Genomic DNA, 14905 nt, shown 5'->3' on the forward strand with positions numbered 1-14905 from the left:
TGCGACGACGCGATCCAGAATCCCTCCGCGGAAGGATTCCGGATTGCTTCGCGAAGCCTGTCATCGGGCCGCGCTTCGCGCGGACCCGTTGGCTCGCAACGACAAAGTTGAAGCAGCGGCGCACAATACGTCGGCAGAGCCCGGAACCTCGCTTCGCCCGTCGGGCAAAACACCCCGCACAAAATCTGCACCGCGACTGTCAACCCACCGTCGCAAATATATTCCGCTTTATCGAAATTCGGATTTGTCGTAGACACAAGACGCCCTGACCCGGGACAAGGGGCGGATCGCGATCGTCACGAACCGCGGGTTGGGGTGCGATGGACGCGACGGCGTCGGGCGCGAATGGCATTGCAGGGCGGGAAACCGTGAGCAAAGGCCTTCGCGCATACGACCCGGCGCCGACAGCGTCCTCGCATGGCTTCGGGTGTGAGCACACGCCAGCTCTCGAAGTCCCAGCGAGGACGTGCGCGGACGGCCAAGTCGTGTGGGCTTTATTTTGGCATCAATTGAAACCTGCTGAGACGAACAAAAGCCTATGAAAATAGGCAATTCCGCGTAGGCTTGTCGCGGGCTGTTTCTGCAGGGTTTGCCAAATCTAGGGCCGGGCCCTAGTCCAAGCAGGAGCCAAAGCACATGACGACCACCGACATCGCCGGATCACCTGATAAAAATCTTTCAGTTGCCAAGCGCACCATCACCACGGAACCAACTGGGGCTCATTCCCCAGTTGCCAAGCGTCCCGCCCGCAACAGCACCATCCTCACCGACCGCATCTGCCAGAAGCGCGTCACCGAGCGCACCAAGGTCTACGACCGCAAGTGCCGGGGCCTCTATGTCAGCATCATCCCGGCTGGCGTGGCGACCTTCAATTTCAAGTTCACCGACAGCACCACCGGCAAGCAGCGCTCGACCGTGCTGGGTGTCTACAATCCGGAGACCTTCGGCGTTGAGGACGCTCGCAGCAAGGTCTACGGCCTCAAGACGATGGCCCCGGCCGCGCTGGTCGAGCAGCTGCGCCAGACCAAGACGCAGGCCGCCGCGCGCGGCAAGACGGTGGACGAGATCATCGCGCTGCGCATCGACTGGATGAAAACCACGGTTCTCAAGGCGGACGGCGAGAAGCGGCCCCGGATCGAAAGCTGGGAGAACGTCGCGCGCCATCTCCGCGGCTTCATCAGCCCGCGACTGGGCAAGAAGATCGCCAGCGACGTCACCAAGCACGACATCGCGACACTCTCGGCCGACATCGTCGCGGGCAAGCACGGCGGCAAGCCCTCGGTCAGCAACGCCCGCCACATGCGCCGGGCGGCCTCTGGCCTGTTCAACTGGGCGGCGGAAGCGGGTCGCGACTACGTCACCGCATCGCCTTGCGTCAACCTGCCGAAACTCGACACGGAGCATCCACGCGACCGCGTACTGAGCGAGGACGAGATCAGGACGCTCTGGCATGGTCTCGACCGCAACGATCTGCCGTGGGATCGCAAGACCCGGCTGGCGCTCAAGTTCGCGCTGGTCACCATGCTGCGCTCTGGCGAGCTGCTGCCGATCCACCGCGATGAATTGAACGCCGCGAACGGCACCGTCGATATCCCGGCGCGGCGGGTCAAGAAACGCCGCGTCATCAATCAGCCGCTGTCTGATCTGGCGCTTGAGATCATCGCGGAGGCGATGGGCAATTACGACTACGTGTTCGTCGGCCGCTTCGGCAATGCGCCGCTGGCTCGCAACGCCATGGCCAATGCCCTGACCGGCACCAAGACCCCAAAGAAAGGCAAGCGCGTGCCGCGCACGCTGGGCATCTGCGAATTGCTCGGGCTGGCACCGTTCACGCCGCACGATCTACGGCGGACGGCGGCGACGATGTGCGGTGAACTCGGCTTGTCGGAGGCGAGCATTTCGCTCTGCCTCGACCATCAGGCCAGCAAGGACGAGAACGGCAAGCCGCTGCCAGCGGTCACCCGCAAGGTCTACAATCGGGCCACAAAGATCATGGTCGAGCGCAAACGCGAAGTTCTCGATGCGTGGGCGGCCGAGCTGCGGCGGATCGTCGGTGCGAGGGATGAAGGGCTGCGGAAGGCGGCTTGATTGCCACCCAGCCGGGCGAGGCCCGATGCGACGCATGTTGACGGCCTCGCTCGAACTACCGACAATGTTCCTTCCGGACGACGGGTGGCGCCAATGCAAATTCTCAGACGCTCAATTGAACAGCTCAGTGTTCCGATCTGTCCGGAGTGCGGCGCTGAAATGTCGTGGTCTCGGTCGATGTTGCGCGCCACGGAAAACGTCATCGAGCACGTATTCACCTGCGACCGGTGCGGGCGCGTCGGTGAGGTTCTAACGCCCTTGAAGCCCGCCAGCCCCGGTTAGGTCAGTGCACCGTTCCCACGGGAACAGTGCACCCAACTACCTCATTGAATTTCTTCCAATTTCCTTTCGGTCCATCGCCGCCAGCCACTCCGGTGCGTCGTGCTCGCGCTTCGGCAGCGCAGCGATGTACTCGCCAGCATCGCGCAGCGTCACCAGCCTGCGGCCGGGCGCGGCAATGGGTTCATCGAAAGGTCGGCGCCAGCCCTTCACGTCAACCATGCGGCCGTTCCAACGGTCCCGGCGTTCCCAAACAGAACGTCGGGCTCTACCATATTGCCCGGCATGCTCACTCTCCGCCTGATCGATCCCAACGACTACAACGTCCACGACGATGGCCAGCTCATCGGCCGCATCCGCTATACGCGCGACCGGTCACCGGGCATCTGGCTCTGGACAATCGTGGTCATGGAAAGGTTTCAGACAAAAACTTTGCCAAACCGAAGCTCGCAGACATCGTCCCCGGCGCATCATCCGGCGATGACGCGACGCTGGACGAAGCCAAGGCGCGGTTCAAGACGGCATGGGTGGCGTTCAAGGCAAGGCATGGTGCGGAGAAGCTGGCGAAGGCCTTTGCCGAGATGAACCACGCTGATCGGCCGGATCGATATCGGCGGTGAAGCGGCGAAACGTTTTCACCGCTCTACCACCGGCGGAAGCCGATGCGGCGCTGTTGCTTCTTAAGGACGGCCAACCTCGCATCGACCGGCTTTTTCTGACGTGCCAATTCCTTCAGCGCCCGTTGCCCTTCTTGGGTCGTCACATCAAGCTTTAGCATTGCAGCAAGAAGGCGTTCGCGCTCCGCCGTCAGTCGGGCGGTCTCATCAAACTCAGCGCGCTGTGCCGCTCTGAACTGATTGTAACCGGCATCCGTATAGAGCGGACTTAGGCTGACCATGACAGGCTCTGGCTTGTACCTGAAGTATGCCACCAGATAGATGATCACTAGGACGATGATCGATGCAGCTGCGCCAACGGCAGTCTTCGCCCATATGCTTTCGGTCGGTAGCCACCAGACAGTCAGTATGAAGGCAAGTAGGCCAGCGACCAGCAACCGATGACAGCGCTGGCCGAGCATATCGATGGCGCGGGGATCGAGGGACACGGCATCACGCGCCGATCAGCTCTGCACGCAGCTCGCTCGCTTGCTGCCAATCCTCCGGGCGCAACCAGTCCGGCCGCTCGCCGACGACATCGATCGGCGACATCTGCCACGGCGTCAAGCCGAGTAACCGATGCAGCTCGACGGCGAGATCGAGATACTGCCTGCGGTTGCCGCCATCTTCCTCCCAGAACTGATGGTCGTCGTTGGCCTCGATCCCCAGTGCGCGGGCGAACAGCGCGCGGGCTTCGTTCGTGACACGTGACTGCGGTGGGCGATGGATCGGAACGCGGGTGGTGGGCATTTTGGGTTCCTTTGACATAGATTAAGGAAAGTGATCCCGCGCGATGGCTTCATAGGCCCTTGGCCAAAGCAAGCCAGCGAGGGTCACAATGTGCGACGAGCCGACTACCACCACCAAAGCAGCCCCGCGCGCGATGCCGCTCGGTGCGAGCGAGAAGTCTGAGACCGACGAGCGTCTGCGGAACCTGCAAGAATACACCCAAATGCTCAAGGACGTGATCGCGGACATACGTCGGAAGATGAACTGAGCTAATCGCCGCGCCAGCCGATGCCGCCACCGGGACGGCCGACCGGCTTGATGGCTTCGACGTTGAGGCCGAGCCGTGCCAGTGTGCGCACCACGAAGGCCCGTGCCGCCAGCTCCTCGCGGATACAGGGATGAGCGCGCGGCACGCCCTTGGCATAGACCACTTCGCCATCCTCGGCGACACGTGCCGCCAGCGCCTCGGCGCGGTCCAGTCCGCTGCAGGCCTGCACCAGCATCTCGACACCACCGCTATCTTGAATGCGGTATTCGGCCTGCACCGAGCCCCACAGCGCCATGCCGTGCTGGCCGAGCTTGCGCGGCGGCTGGGTGTCGGTCGTTACCGACCCGACGATGGAGAGCGGCGGTTTCGGTTTGGTCATCGGCGATGATCTCTTAATGTTTTCGTCGGGATTTTGCTGCGGGGTTTTTGCTCGCGAATGGATTTCTCAGTTTGTTGACTATGCCGCCTGCGAGCCGGTCGAGAAGCGCGCTTCGGTAAAAAAGAATGCTTCCCCCCACCCCGTTGAAAGTGATTGCAGCCGATGCCCGTGAGCGTGTACCGGACATCGGCTGCGACCGAGCGTGATCAGAGGAACGAAAGATCACGACCGGTCATCCGTCAATTCACCTGACTGGCAGTTGCTGCAACATCGCCATCATCGGCGGCATCGCGATCAAGCTCGGCTGCGAGCTGCCGCAGCACGTGAGCGAGTACGCGACGATCCGATGAGGTGCGCACCAGTGCCTGTGCTGCGCTCGCCATCGCAACGGCAGCAGAACGCGGATCAAATTCGCGACTGTCGAGCACAGCAGCCATGAATTTGAGAACGCCTTGTGCGCTCGGAGCAACTTCGACTTCAACCATGATGACCTCCATGCCTCGGTAGCACCGCGACGATCTTGCGCGTGTTGTTGCGCACCTCGATGTCGCCAACGTCCTGCTGCAGCGATGCGACATCTTCGGCCAGGGCGTTGAATGCATCGCGCAAATCAGCGATCTCGCCTCGCAGCGCGCTCACCTCGATCCGCAGCGCGTCTGCTGTGTCGTCCTGCCGCCTGATCAGCTCCTTGCGCAGCGCAGCTTCATTGCGAGCAGTTTCCTCGCCGAGCACGCGTGTCAGCGCCTTTTCAAAACGACCGGTTTCCTCACCGAATATGTCTGTCAGTAGATCGACAGCGCGGGCGATCCGAGCGTTGACGTGTTGGTCCGCATGGGCGAGCAGAGTGTTGGCGAGGGCAACATTGTTGCTGATTGCTGCCTGCCGTTGCTGCGGCTTGCGCTGCGATGGCGGCGTCCATTCCTCCGTCGAGTCACGCGCGCTGCGCTCGGCCATGTCAAGGGTCGTTGCTGCGATCTCGCTCTGCAGGCGGTCGATCATATCCAGTCGCTCACGCTTGTTCATCGTCAAGTGTCCACTGTCGCCAGCTCATGATGTTCGATCAGGTCCGCGAGATCGCGCAGCAATGCGGCGAGGTGCAAGCGCTCGATCGAAGGCAGCTTGGATGTCAAGTACGCCATCGTAGCTGCCATCTGCGTCAGACATCGAACGACGTCGCGATCTCGCCGCATGATCGTGACGATGAGTTCAGTGGCCCTGTCATTTGTCACCACGTCACTCCTTGGACTACCTGCACCGCGCCGGGCACCAGCACGCCCCAGCAACAACGCAAGCGAACCTTCAGCATCAACAAGTTCTCTTGCCAAGCGGATAGCACAGGTGCGGCCACCGTGTTCGGCGTGGCCGCCGTCGAGATTGGCAGCGGCGTTGCGCTTTCGAAATGCGCGGTGCCACCTTCGCTAATTTCGATCTCCGGAACGCCGGAATAGCCGCTTGCGATGGCAGCAGGATCGATCGCGACAACAGTGCCAGTGGCCAACGCCGTGGTGCCGATGATCTCGTTGGTGAAGCGCGGACCGGCCATCAACCGCAACGCCAAGGCTTGCGAGCTGTTCGCCACGATGACCATCCGCTCAGGATCGCATCCGGCCGTTGCCAATGCAGCGGCAAGATTTGCAAGATCGGTTTTTGCGGCATCAAACGCGGTCGTCAGTCCCGCTGCGGCGGCAATCGGCGCGACGCCATTGAGCAATCCGGCCGGACGATCATCATCAGCGGCGATGGCATCGAACAGGACGGCATCGAGCGACTTGCCCGCTTGCTCGCTGAGCACGCGACCAATCAGCGTTGACGCGGTTTCCGGCACCGCGAATTCGAGTTCACCTGTCACCGCCGTGCCGAGAAGCATCTTGCGGACTGGACCAAGCGCCGCCAATGCCGTGGTGCCCATCATCATCGGCATCGGCTTGCCTTCGCCGACGAACACGGGTGACGGCGCGATCACCGACGACACGTTGAGCAAATGCACGTTGTCCATGTCGAGACGTGTTGCACCGCTGAACAGGCGAACCGCTCCGCTCTGCGGCGTGAGGCCGGACAAGAACAGCCATTTCGATGCGGTCTCGACGTCGGCCATCGCTGTCGGCGTGACCGCAGCCTTGGCGATCAGCGCGGCTTGATGATCATGCTGCCAATGCTGCCGCAGAATTCTATCGGGATGCTGCCCGGTCAGTCGGCCGACCGCGACCGCCGCGAGCCCGCGCGAGATCGAGCGCGTGCGGCGAAACTGTTCGAGCTTGGGGCTGATCAGGTCGGCGGTGGCGGTGGTCATCACGGTGCCCTCGATGGAGTGGCCGTGAGCATCTGCCTGCGCGGAGTCGGCGGGAAGGGCCTCTAGGGGAGTGCGTCACTCCCCTAAAACCACAGCCCACACCGCCGCGCCCGCCTCCATCGCCGGATGCCGGATGATCGTGAGCCCGTCATAGGCCCGCCGTTTTGCCGCGATCCGCTGCAGCACCTTGCCGATCTTTTTGGCGCTCTTGCCCGCCAGCGCGGCCCGCAGGTGCGGGTCTCGCTCGGCCTGCCGGAAGACCATCGCCACCGTGAACGGCTCACCAGCGAAGCTGTCAGCCAGCCGGGCGACCAGTCTGGCGGGATCGAACGGCGGTGAGGCCAGATCGAAGCCGCAGCGCGGGCAGTGGCACGGCGTCACGAGCTGCCTCCCGCGTACTGTACGCGGTGACCCGCCCGGTTCCACCCCCTGCGCTTGGCTGGCCAACCCCCCTCTGACGATACCAGAAATGTGAGTGAATGCATTTTAGTGTTTTAAAATAAGGGGGTTAGAGGGCGGCAGCAGCAGGCTCTGATCACTTACCCACATTTCTGGTATCGCGGATCACGTCGAGCTTGATGCTGTCGGCGAGGCTGTACCGCCGAACCTGAACCGTCTTTCCGGCCCGTTCCTCTTCCTCTTCTTCCACGGTTAGCAGCCCCAGCGCGTGCAGCGCCTGCAACGTGCGATCCGTGGTGGCACGGGGCTTCTGTAGCCGACGCCGGACATCAATCACCTTCGACTCCGGACTGCGGGCGATGTCTTGGAGCACGGCGAGGCGGATTTGCGGGATCGAGTCACGCGCGCAACGGATCACGAGATGCAACGCGTCCGCGTGGGCCATCCCGATAGCCATCGCCCCCCGCATGACTTGGGTGAGCTGCTTGGCGAACCGCGTCGGCATCTCGGGCGCGTGCGCATCGATCACGTCGCCTCGGTAGTCCAGTTCGACGCCGGTCCGCGCCAGCGTCACAACGTTGGCCGCCTCGACAATGAGACTTTCGTCGTTATCCGTGAGCGTATAGGTGTTCTCTGGATCGATACTGTTGATCACACCAGCAACCGCTTCGGCCATCTCCGCACGCATCCGGATTTCATCGCCCGTGTTTTTCATCGCGCGGCGGCCACTGCTGACGCGGCCCAGGTTTGAGTCCGAACGGATCAGCACGAACCTGTCACCCATGGTCGAGATCACTGCGTGCGCCTGATCCCACGCCGTGGTGCAGGCACCAACCACGACGATGCGCCCGCTCCACGTCAGGGTCTTGCCACCGTCAGTGCCAACGTTGCGGGTCCAGTTGCCATCATGCACCTCGCGCAGCGCGGCAAGGATTTGCCCGCGAACGTGACGGTCCATGCTCAGGATAGACGTGACATCCTTGATCACCAGAATTCCGCGCTGCCCAATCTTGCGCAGCAAGCCGCCGGTCGCGTCCTTGCTCCGTTGCTTCTGCGGCGAGGCCGACAGCAGGGCGCCGTCCGAGCTGATCGTTGAAACGACATGCGCACCCAGCAGGCTGGTCGCCTGCACCGTTTCCGTCTTGGCGTTACCGGGTCCGGAGATCACCAGCAGCCACGCCGGGTCACCTGTCATCCGCTCGGCGGCACAGACGGCCAGCACCGCATGCAGTGTTGCGATGTCGTAGTCGTCACCCAGCCAGCGGCGAAACACTTCATGCACTTCAGCGAGATTGCGCGGCTCGACTGGTGCAGATGCGGCCGCTTCGGGTGCGATCAGCCCTTGCGCACTATCGACCAGTCGCCCGATGTCGGCGCGCCGCTCCTGCCAGCGCTCATCATGCGGGGCAGTTGATGAGTCCATCAAGCCGCGCAGAATATTCACGACGGCTCCCGCCTGTGTGCCGGAACGAATGTACTTCGCAGCCAGATCACGCAAGCTGTTGTGAAGCTCGCGGCCCTCTCGGATGTTCTCGGCGAGATAGGCCCAATCGTCGGCGGCCTTGTTATCTGCACCGGTGTGGTCTGCCTTAGCGTCCCCGCGCTCGTTTGCCTTCGGCCGCACCTTTGCGCGTGTGTAGCCGTATTCGTCCACCAGCAGCTTGACGGCATCCTCGACAAGCTGTCGCGCGGCGGCTTCATTGATAATCGGCAGATCATCGCGCTTGATCATGCCGGGCTCACCTCCGAACCACGTGTAGGGCTGCCGGGTATCCGGGTGAATGCCAAACGCGACCACCTGTTGGCCGTTGGCAAGTAGCTCTAGCTTCTGGTCCCTGCTGCCATCCGGCGCGATCAGGTTCACTGTGATCTTCTTAAATGGCGTGTCAGTCCGGAAGACGATTGCCCGCTTGGGCCTGTTGCCAAACCGAACGAGAACGCGACCTTGCTCCTCGAAGCGCTCACGTGCCAACTGCTCGACCGCGTCAGCAGCCTCTGGATTTTTCACATCGACATCCAGCGTCGGCATCGTCCGTGTCAGCAAACCGGTGCTCTTGGCGGCGGGAAACGTCTTGCTCCAGACATCGATTTCGCCGTCGTTGGTTTCCTCCAGTGTCGTCTGCCACCTCTCAAGCGGCGGCTTCTTGCCAATCACCGGGATGGGAAGGTAGCCCGCCCTGCGCAGTAACTTGCGCAGCTCTGTGGGGCTTGTGGCGGTCTTGCCTGCTACATTTCCCGTAGCACCCGATTGATTGCCGCTGGCTGAAATGCTATGGATGCCGTCATCGCTGCTCGCGATATCGACACCCGCCGCGCTCGCTGTGCTACCAGCGACGCGGCTTTTCTTTGATGACATTGGTCCGCAAGCTCCGTTGTTGGAGTGACAACGGGCGGCCTTTCATTTGCCCGGTCGATGCCTGCGATTTGCGATTTGGAAGTCCGGACGATGCCGGGGCTGTGCTAGAGAAGCCCGCTAAGCTGGGATCAACTGAGCGGGCTTCGCTTCCCTAAGGTGCAGCCTGATTTTCAGGAAGTGACGGCCAACTCGTCAGCTTGGCTTCCGCGCTCATGCACTGGCAATCCTTGTACCGCCAGACACCGAGTATCAGACTTGCCGCCTGCCGTAGAGTGAGCGCGGGCTTGTCGCTGTAATCTTTAACAGACATTGAGATAAAATCCTCGTAGATGCCGCTATGGCCGCTGATGTGGTAGTTGCACTGGGCAACGATTTTTTCCATTAGGCGGCTGCGAATTTCCAGATCGTCAAGCTCGCCGTTTGCGCCATAGACATCTTCGTCAAGGCTCAGTGCGATGGAGTCGATGTAGTGGGACTCAAGATGATCTAGCGTCATGTGTTTTCCCTTCTCTTCAAGCTACCAACGTTGCAAGCTGATCGTGCCGTCATCACGACGGCGCCACCGGTTGATCAGGCTGTGCGCGCCGCCTGTTGCCCCGACGCCGGTACGGGCTAAATCCGTCGATCTGATTTTGCCAAGCGATGATCTGATCCTCGAACCAGACGCGCCTGTTTGCGCTGATGTAGGTCGCGGGCGGAAATTTGCCCTCGCGCTCCATCCGCCACAGCGTCGAGCGCGACACCGGAACGACGGCACGCACCTCGGCTTCACTCATCATGCGGCGTGGTCCGCTCGTCGTCGGCAGCATGACGTCGCGCAGTTTCTTGGTGTCGGCTGTCGTTTTGCGTGGTCCGATTGCGGTCATCGCAATGCCCTCGTTGTTGGGGTTCAACGATCCGGGCGGCGAGTTTCTGGAATGCCCGGTGGCGCCTGCGCTTTGCGATTTTTTGATCCGGGCAATCCTGAATACTGGAAGGCCGGGGCTGTGCGGGGCCGGGCTGGCATGGCCAGCGGGCGCGGAAGCACCTTTGAGCTTGGCCCAACTTCACCGAGTCCGCAAGCCGGTCGCCGTGTTTATCAGGCCTTATCTGACTGCAGGATATCGTTTCACCCATCCGACCCGCTGAAACAGGGCCTGTGGGGGCCCGGCAATGCGAACCAAACGAAAACACCGGGAAAAGTGGCCTTGACGTCAAGTCGTGTGGTCCTGACGCCCGGGGTCTGTGCGTCAAGTCCTGTGGTGATGCGTGCCGCCCGACCGGGCACACGCATCAGCGATCCGCGAGGGCGACGGGGGCAATAGTGCATCGCTCCCCGGGGAGAGCGCGAAGTAAGCCGTAAACCATCGCGCAGGGAAGGCCGGGCGATTGGCTGACCTGTGGTCCAACCCGTGTGCATTGTTTTGGCGCACGGACCTGCGGGTGCCAGCCGGCGCCCGGCCTTCCCTGCGCCCTTGTCTCGATGAGGGCGATGTGGACGAAGCAAAGCTCGGGCGGATGCGCCGCGAGGATGCAAAGGTGTGCCTTGCGACGGAAATGCAATTTGATGATCTCCGAAGGCTCCTCATCCTCCGTCATTGCGAGCGCAGCGAAGCAATCCAGAATCCCTCCACGGGGACAGCCTGGATTGCTTCGCTGCGCTCGCAATGACGGAATTGAAGTAGCGGCGCATAAAAACCCTCGCGCCACCCCGGTGCCAACACCTCAATTATCCGCCTCACGGAATCACCCCCACCCGTCGCATGATCGCCCCGCCCCCACCGCACACGCGCGCAATAGACTTTTCCCGACCCCGGCGGCATCCTGCCGCGATCAACCGACAACAAGACGCCACGCAGGCGGGGGAAACAGATCATGTTGCAGACACGGTTCACCAAGCTCGTCGGCGTCGAGCATCCGATCGTCCAGGGCGGCATGCAATGGGTCGGACGCGCCGAGCTGGTCGCCGCCGTCGCCAATGCCGGCGCGCTCGGTTTCATCACGGCGTTGACCCAGCCGACGCCCGAGGACCTCAGGAAGGAGATCGCGCGCTGCCGCGACCTCACCGACAAGCCGTTCGGCGTCAACCTCACCATCCTGCCCGCGATCAAGCCGCCGCCCTACGCCGAATACCGCGCCGCCATCATCGAGAGCGGCATCACGGTGGTCGAGACCGCCGGCAACAAGCCGCAGGAGCATGTCGACGAGTTCAGGAAGCACGGCGTCAAGGTCGTGCACAAATGCACCAGCGTCCGCCACGCGCTCTCGGCCGAGCGCATGGGCGTCGATGCCATCTCGATCGACGGGTTCGAATGCGCCGGCCACCCCGGCGAGGACGACACCCCCGGCCTGATCCTGATCCCGGCCGCCGCCAACAAGATCAAGATCCCGATGATCGCCTCCGGCGGTTTTGCCGACGCCCGCGGCCTCGTCGCAGCGCTGGCGCTCGGAGCCGAGGGCATCAACATGGGCACCCGCTTCATGGCCACCAAGGAGAGCCCGATCCATCAGCTCATCAAGGAGAAGATCGTCGCCAATGACGAGCGCGAGACCGAGCTGATCTTCCGCACCATGCGCAACACCTCGCGCGTCGCCAGGAACGAGATCTCGACCAAGGTCGTCGCGATGGAGAAGGAAGGCGCCAAGTTCGAGGACATCCGCGAACTCGTCGCCGGCGCCCGCGGCAAGATGGTCTATGCGACCGGCAATTCGGACGAAGGCATCTGGTCGGCCGGCCAAGTCCAGGGCCTGATCCAGGACATCCCGACCTGCGCCGAACTCATCTCGCGCATCGTGCGCGAAGCCGAAGCCATCATCCGCGGCCGGCTCGAAGGCATGATCGTTCATCCGACCGCACAGGCTGCGGAATAATCACTGCAAGAAGCGAGAGCAATTCATGAAGGCTTATGTCTACGGCCCTGACGGCGCTGGGATTTCCGACGTCGCTCAACCAAAACCTAAAGGCGCCCAGGTGCTGGTCCGTGTCCGCGCCTGCGGGCTGAATCGCGCCGACACCGGCATGCGCAAGGGCCACGCCCACGGCGCGGCCGGCGGCGCCGGCACCGTGCTCGGCATGGAATGGGCCGGCGAGGTCGCCGAGCTCGGACCGGATGCGAAAGGCGTAAAGGTCGGCGACCGCATCATGGGCTCGGGCGGCGCGGCGTTCGCTGAATACACGCTGGCCGATCATGGCCGGCTGTTCCGCGCCCCGTCGAACATGAACTTCGAGGAGGCCGCCACCCTGCCCGTCGCGCTGGCGACCATGCACAACGCGGTCGTCACCGTCGGCGGCGTACAGCCCGGGCAGGCCGTGCTGATCCAGGGCGCGAGCTCCGGCGTCGGCCTGATGGCGATGCAGATTGCCAAGCTCAAGGGCGCCAGGCTCGTGATCGGCTCCTCGACCCATGCCTATCGCCGCGGCAGGCTGAAGGAGTATGGCGCCGACCTCGCCGTCGACTCCTCCGACCCCAAATGGGTCGACGAGGTGCTGAAGGCGACGGGCGGCGACGGCGTCGATCTCATCGTCGACCAGGTCTCGGGCAAGGTCGCGAGCCAGAACCTCGCCGCGACGAAGATCAAGGGCCGCATCGTCAATGTCGGCCGGCTCGGCGGCACCCATGCCGACTTCAATTTCGACCTGCACGCGGCGCGCCGCATCGACTATGTCGGCGTCACCTTCCGCACCCGCACCATCGAGGAGGTCCGCGAGATCTTCGAGGAGGTCAAGAAGGACATCTGGGGCGCGGTCGAGTCGCGAAAACTGCAGCTGCCGATCGACAAGGTCTACGCCTTCGCCGACATCGACAAGGCATTCGAGCACATGGAGGCGAACAAGCACCTCGGCAAGATCGTCGTGACGATGTGAGGAGCCGCGGGCGGCGGGTCGCCGCTCTCACCGCTTGTCATGGCCGGGCATGACGGTGCCAGAGCCCGCTTCTGCAAATCACTAGCGACTACTCCTGTGGATCATCGCTTGATGTTCACCTGTGGGCTGCTACATCCCGGCCATGACTTCCCAGCACAACAAAGCCTCGGTCGCCGCGATCTCGATCTTCGCCAGCGGCGGCATGGCGGCGGCCAAATTCGCGGTCGGCATCGCGATCGGCTCGCTCGCGCTGATCTCCGAGGCCCTGCACTCCTCGGTCGACCTGATCGCGACCATCATCACCTGGGCGGTGGTGCGGGTGTCGGACAAGCCGGCGGACGACGAGCACCATTACGGCCACGGCAAGCTGGAGAGCATCTCGGCGCTGGGCGTCACCGCCCTGCTCTACGTGCTCGCCGGCGGCATCCTGGTCGAATCCTACAGCCGCCTGCGCGAGGGAACCGTGCCGCCGACGATCTCGGCCGTGCCGTTCGTGGTGCTGGTGATCGACATCGTCGTCAATCTCTGGCGCGCCCGCGCCCTGCACCGTGCCGCGCGGGAGACCCGGAGCCAGGCGCTCGCCGCCGACGCGCTGCATTTCGCCTCCGACGTCATGGGCTCGTTCGCCGTGATCGTGGGCCTGATCCTCGCCGCCCTCGGCTTCTGGTGGGGCGACGCCGCTGCAGCGGCCGCGGTCGCCGTGATGATCGCCCTGCTCGGACTGCGCATGGCCGGCTCGACCGTGCAGACACTGCTCGATCGCGCCCCGGAGGGCGCGCAGGAGAAGGCCACCGCCGCGATCCGGGGCGTTGCAGGCGTGATCGACGTCGACCGGCTGCGCGTCCGCATGGTCGGAGCGACCACGTTCATCGACACCATCGCGAAGGTGCCGCGGACCTATCCGATCGACCGCGTCGAGGAGATCAAGCGCAAGGCCCAGGCGGCCGTCGACAAGGCATTCGGCGACGCCGATCTGACCTTCACCGCCGTCCCCGTCGCGCGCGACAACGAGACGGTGCGCGACCGGATCATGGTCATCGCGCACAATTCAGGGCTCGCCGTCCACCATGTCACGGTGCACGATCTCGGCGCCAAGCTGATCGTCGGCATCGATCTCGAGGTCGATGCCGCGATGCAGCTCGACGCCGCCCATGACGTCGCCAACACGCTGGAGCGCAACATCCAGGAGGAGTTCGGCCCCGACGTCGAGGTCGACGTCCACATCGAGCCATTGGAACCGGAACTGCCGTTCGGGGTCGATGCCGCGCCGGAACGTGTGCAGTCCATCGCCGCCGCCCTGACCGAATATGCCGCCGGCGGCGAGATCCACGACATCCACAATGTCCGTGTCCGCAACACCGACGCCGGCGAGATCGTCAACTTCCACTGCCGCGCCGAACCGTCGATGAGCGTGACCAAGGTGCACGATCATGTCGACGCGATCGAGCGCGCGCTGCGGCGCGCGTTCCCGAGCGTGAAGCGCGTCATCAGTCACGCCGAGCCGCCGCGCGCGTGACAGAGAACGTGCGCGGAGTCACACGTTCTCGTTTCGGACTCGCCTCGCACGTAAGTTTGCGGACGTGCGCCGCGCAAATTGTACGTTGGATAAGAATAAAT

The 14905-nt window shown here is 63.2% G+C and carries 17 protein-coding genes; 5 read left to right on the plus strand and 12 right to left on the minus strand.

Annotation, left to right across the window (positions count from 1 at the left end; genetic code table 11):
• Positions 1-636 precede the first annotated feature (636 nt).
• The gene (locus NR187_RS09375) at positions 637-2088 is read left to right on the plus strand and encodes a site-specific integrase (protein WP_256806322.1); all 1452 of its coding nucleotides are present in this window, start codon (positions 637-639) and stop codon (positions 2086-2088) included.
• A 318-nt stretch (positions 2089-2406) separates the two neighbouring features.
• Here the strand turns inward: NR187_RS09375 and NR187_RS09380 are convergent, their stop codons facing one another.
• The 3 genes from NR187_RS09380 to NR187_RS09390 all read right to left on the minus strand — a co-directional run bounded on the left by NR187_RS09380 (position 2407) and on the right by NR187_RS09390 (position 3773).
• Positions 2407-2589, minus strand: a complete 183-nt coding sequence (locus NR187_RS09380) for a hypothetical protein (RefSeq protein ID WP_256806588.1) — start codon at positions 2587-2589, stop codon at positions 2407-2409.
• Positions 2590-3010: 421 nt separating this feature from the next.
• On the minus strand, positions 3011-3472 hold the full coding sequence (locus NR187_RS09385) for a hypothetical protein (protein ID WP_256806323.1): 462 nt from the start codon (positions 3470-3472) through the stop codon (positions 3011-3013).
• 4 nt (positions 3473-3476) lie between these two features.
• Positions 3477-3773 carry a hypothetical protein gene (locus NR187_RS09390; RefSeq protein ID WP_256806324.1) on the minus strand — a complete coding sequence of 99 codons (297 nt, stop codon included), beginning with the start codon at positions 3771-3773 and terminating at the stop codon, positions 3477-3479.
• Between the two features lie 88 nt (positions 3774-3861).
• On the opposite strand from NR187_RS09390, the gene NR187_RS09395 reads away from it, so the two are divergent.
• Positions 3862-4020: a hypothetical protein gene (locus tag NR187_RS09395; protein WP_256806325.1), complete on the plus strand. Its 159-nt coding sequence runs from the start codon at positions 3862-3864 to the stop codon at positions 4018-4020.
• Position 4021: 1 nt separating this feature from the next.
• Here the strand turns inward: NR187_RS09395 and NR187_RS09400 are convergent, their stop codons facing one another.
• The 9 genes from NR187_RS09400 to NR187_RS09440 form a co-directional block, all read right to left on the minus strand.
• Positions 4022-4399 carry a hypothetical protein gene (locus NR187_RS09400; RefSeq protein WP_256806326.1) on the minus strand — a complete coding sequence of 126 codons (378 nt, stop codon included), beginning with the start codon at positions 4397-4399 and terminating at the stop codon, positions 4022-4024.
• 239 nt (positions 4400-4638) lie between these two features.
• Positions 4639-4884: a hypothetical protein gene (locus tag NR187_RS09405; RefSeq protein WP_256806327.1), complete on the minus strand. Its 246-nt coding sequence runs from the start codon at positions 4882-4884 to the stop codon at positions 4639-4641.
• Positions 4877-5422 (minus strand): hypothetical protein, encoded by a 546-nt coding sequence (locus tag NR187_RS09410; RefSeq protein ID WP_256806328.1) that lies wholly within the window; start codon positions 5420-5422, stop codon positions 4877-4879. Before NR187_RS09410 ends, NR187_RS09405 begins: the two co-directional genes overlap by 8 nt.
• A gap of 2 nt (positions 5423-5424) precedes the next feature.
• A complete protein-coding gene (locus tag NR187_RS09415; RefSeq protein ID WP_256806329.1) occupies positions 5425-5628 on the minus strand; it encodes a hypothetical protein in 204 nt (67 codons plus the stop codon).
• A complete protein-coding gene (locus tag NR187_RS09420) occupies positions 5625-6689 on the minus strand; it encodes a hypothetical protein (RefSeq protein WP_256806330.1) in 1065 nt (354 codons plus the stop codon). Before NR187_RS09420 ends, NR187_RS09415 begins: the two co-directional genes overlap by 4 nt.
• 75 nt (positions 6690-6764) lie before the next feature.
• On the minus strand, positions 6765-7070 hold the full coding sequence (locus NR187_RS09425; RefSeq protein WP_256806331.1) for a hypothetical protein: 306 nt from the start codon (positions 7068-7070) through the stop codon (positions 6765-6767).
• Between the two features lie 154 nt (positions 7071-7224).
• The gene (locus NR187_RS09430; RefSeq protein ID WP_256806332.1) at positions 7225-9444 is read right to left on the minus strand and encodes a bifunctional DNA primase/polymerase; all 2220 of its coding nucleotides are present in this window, start codon (positions 9442-9444) and stop codon (positions 7225-7227) included.
• A gap of 151 nt (positions 9445-9595) precedes the next feature.
• A complete protein-coding gene (locus NR187_RS09435; protein WP_256806333.1) occupies positions 9596-9940 on the minus strand; it encodes a hypothetical protein in 345 nt (114 codons plus the stop codon).
• Between the two features lie 52 nt (positions 9941-9992).
• Positions 9993-10253 carry an AlpA family transcriptional regulator gene (locus tag NR187_RS09440; protein WP_256806334.1) on the minus strand — a complete coding sequence of 87 codons (261 nt, stop codon included), beginning with the start codon at positions 10251-10253 and terminating at the stop codon, positions 9993-9995.
• 1045 nt (positions 10254-11298) lie between these two features.
• Between NR187_RS09440 and NR187_RS09445 the strand changes: the two genes are divergently transcribed.
• From NR187_RS09445 to NR187_RS09455, 3 genes are all read left to right on the plus strand, one after another.
• Positions 11299-12294, plus strand: coding sequence for a nitronate monooxygenase family protein (locus NR187_RS09445; RefSeq protein WP_211382969.1), 996 nt, complete (start codon positions 11299-11301; stop codon positions 12292-12294).
• Positions 12295-12319: 25 nt separating this feature from the next.
• Positions 12320-13288: a zinc-binding dehydrogenase gene (locus NR187_RS09450; RefSeq protein ID WP_211382968.1), complete on the plus strand. Its 969-nt coding sequence runs from the start codon at positions 12320-12322 to the stop codon at positions 13286-13288.
• 142 nt (positions 13289-13430) lie between these two features.
• Positions 13431-14804 carry a cation-efflux pump gene (locus NR187_RS09455; RefSeq protein WP_211382967.1) on the plus strand — a complete coding sequence of 458 codons (1374 nt, stop codon included), beginning with the start codon at positions 13431-13433 and terminating at the stop codon, positions 14802-14804.
• The last annotated feature ends 101 nt before the right edge of the window (positions 14805-14905 follow it).

The organism is Bradyrhizobium sp. Bra64 (assembly GCF_024519875.1).
Classification (GTDB): Bacteria; Pseudomonadota; Alphaproteobacteria; order Rhizobiales; family Xanthobacteraceae; genus Bradyrhizobium; species Bradyrhizobium japonicum_G.

Bases quoted from the DNA above. Each gene is read 5' to 3' on its own strand.
- NR187_RS09395 (WP_256806325.1), top strand. From the start codon at position 3,862: ATGTGCGACGAGCCGACTACCACCACCAAAGCAGCCCCGCGCGCGATG.
- NR187_RS09455 (WP_211382967.1), top strand. From the start codon at position 13,431: ATGACTTCCCAGCACAACAAAGCCTCGGTCGCCGCGATCTCGATCTTC.
- NR187_RS09410 (WP_256806328.1), bottom strand. From the start codon at position 5,422: ATGAACAAGCGTGAGCGACTGGATATGATCGACCGCCTGCAGAGCGAG.
- NR187_RS09405 (WP_256806327.1), bottom strand. From the start codon at position 4,884: ATGGTTGAAGTCGAAGTTGCTCCGAGCGCACAAGGCGTTCTCAAATTC.
- NR187_RS09445 (WP_211382969.1), top strand. From the start codon at position 11,299: ATGTTGCAGACACGGTTCACCAAGCTCGTCGGCGTCGAGCATCCGATC.
- NR187_RS09450 (WP_211382968.1), top strand. From the start codon at position 12,320: ATGAAGGCTTATGTCTACGGCCCTGACGGCGCTGGGATTTCCGACGTC.
- NR187_RS09400 (WP_256806326.1), bottom strand. From the start codon at position 4,399: ATGACCAAACCGAAACCGCCGCTCTCCATCGTCGGGTCGGTAACGACC.
- NR187_RS09430 (WP_256806332.1), bottom strand. From the start codon at position 9,444: ATGTCATCAAAGAAAAGCCGCGTCGCTGGTAGCACAGCGAGCGCGGCG.
- NR187_RS09375 (WP_256806322.1), top strand. From the start codon at position 637: ATGACGACCACCGACATCGCCGGATCACCTGATAAAAATCTTTCAGTT.
- NR187_RS09435 (WP_256806333.1), bottom strand. From the start codon at position 9,940: ATGACGCTAGATCATCTTGAGTCCCACTACATCGACTCCATCGCACTG.
- NR187_RS09380 (WP_256806588.1), bottom strand. From the start codon at position 2,589: ATGGTTGACGTGAAGGGCTGGCGCCGACCTTTCGATGAACCCATTGCC.
- NR187_RS09390 (WP_256806324.1), bottom strand. From the start codon at position 3,773: ATGCCCACCACCCGCGTTCCGATCCATCGCCCACCGCAGTCACGTGTC.
- NR187_RS09440 (WP_256806334.1), bottom strand. From the start codon at position 10,253: ATGCTGCCGACGACGAGCGGACCACGCCGCATGATGAGTGAAGCCGAG.
- NR187_RS09420 (WP_256806330.1), bottom strand. From the start codon at position 6,689: ATGACCACCGCCACCGCCGACCTGATCAGCCCCAAGCTCGAACAGTTT.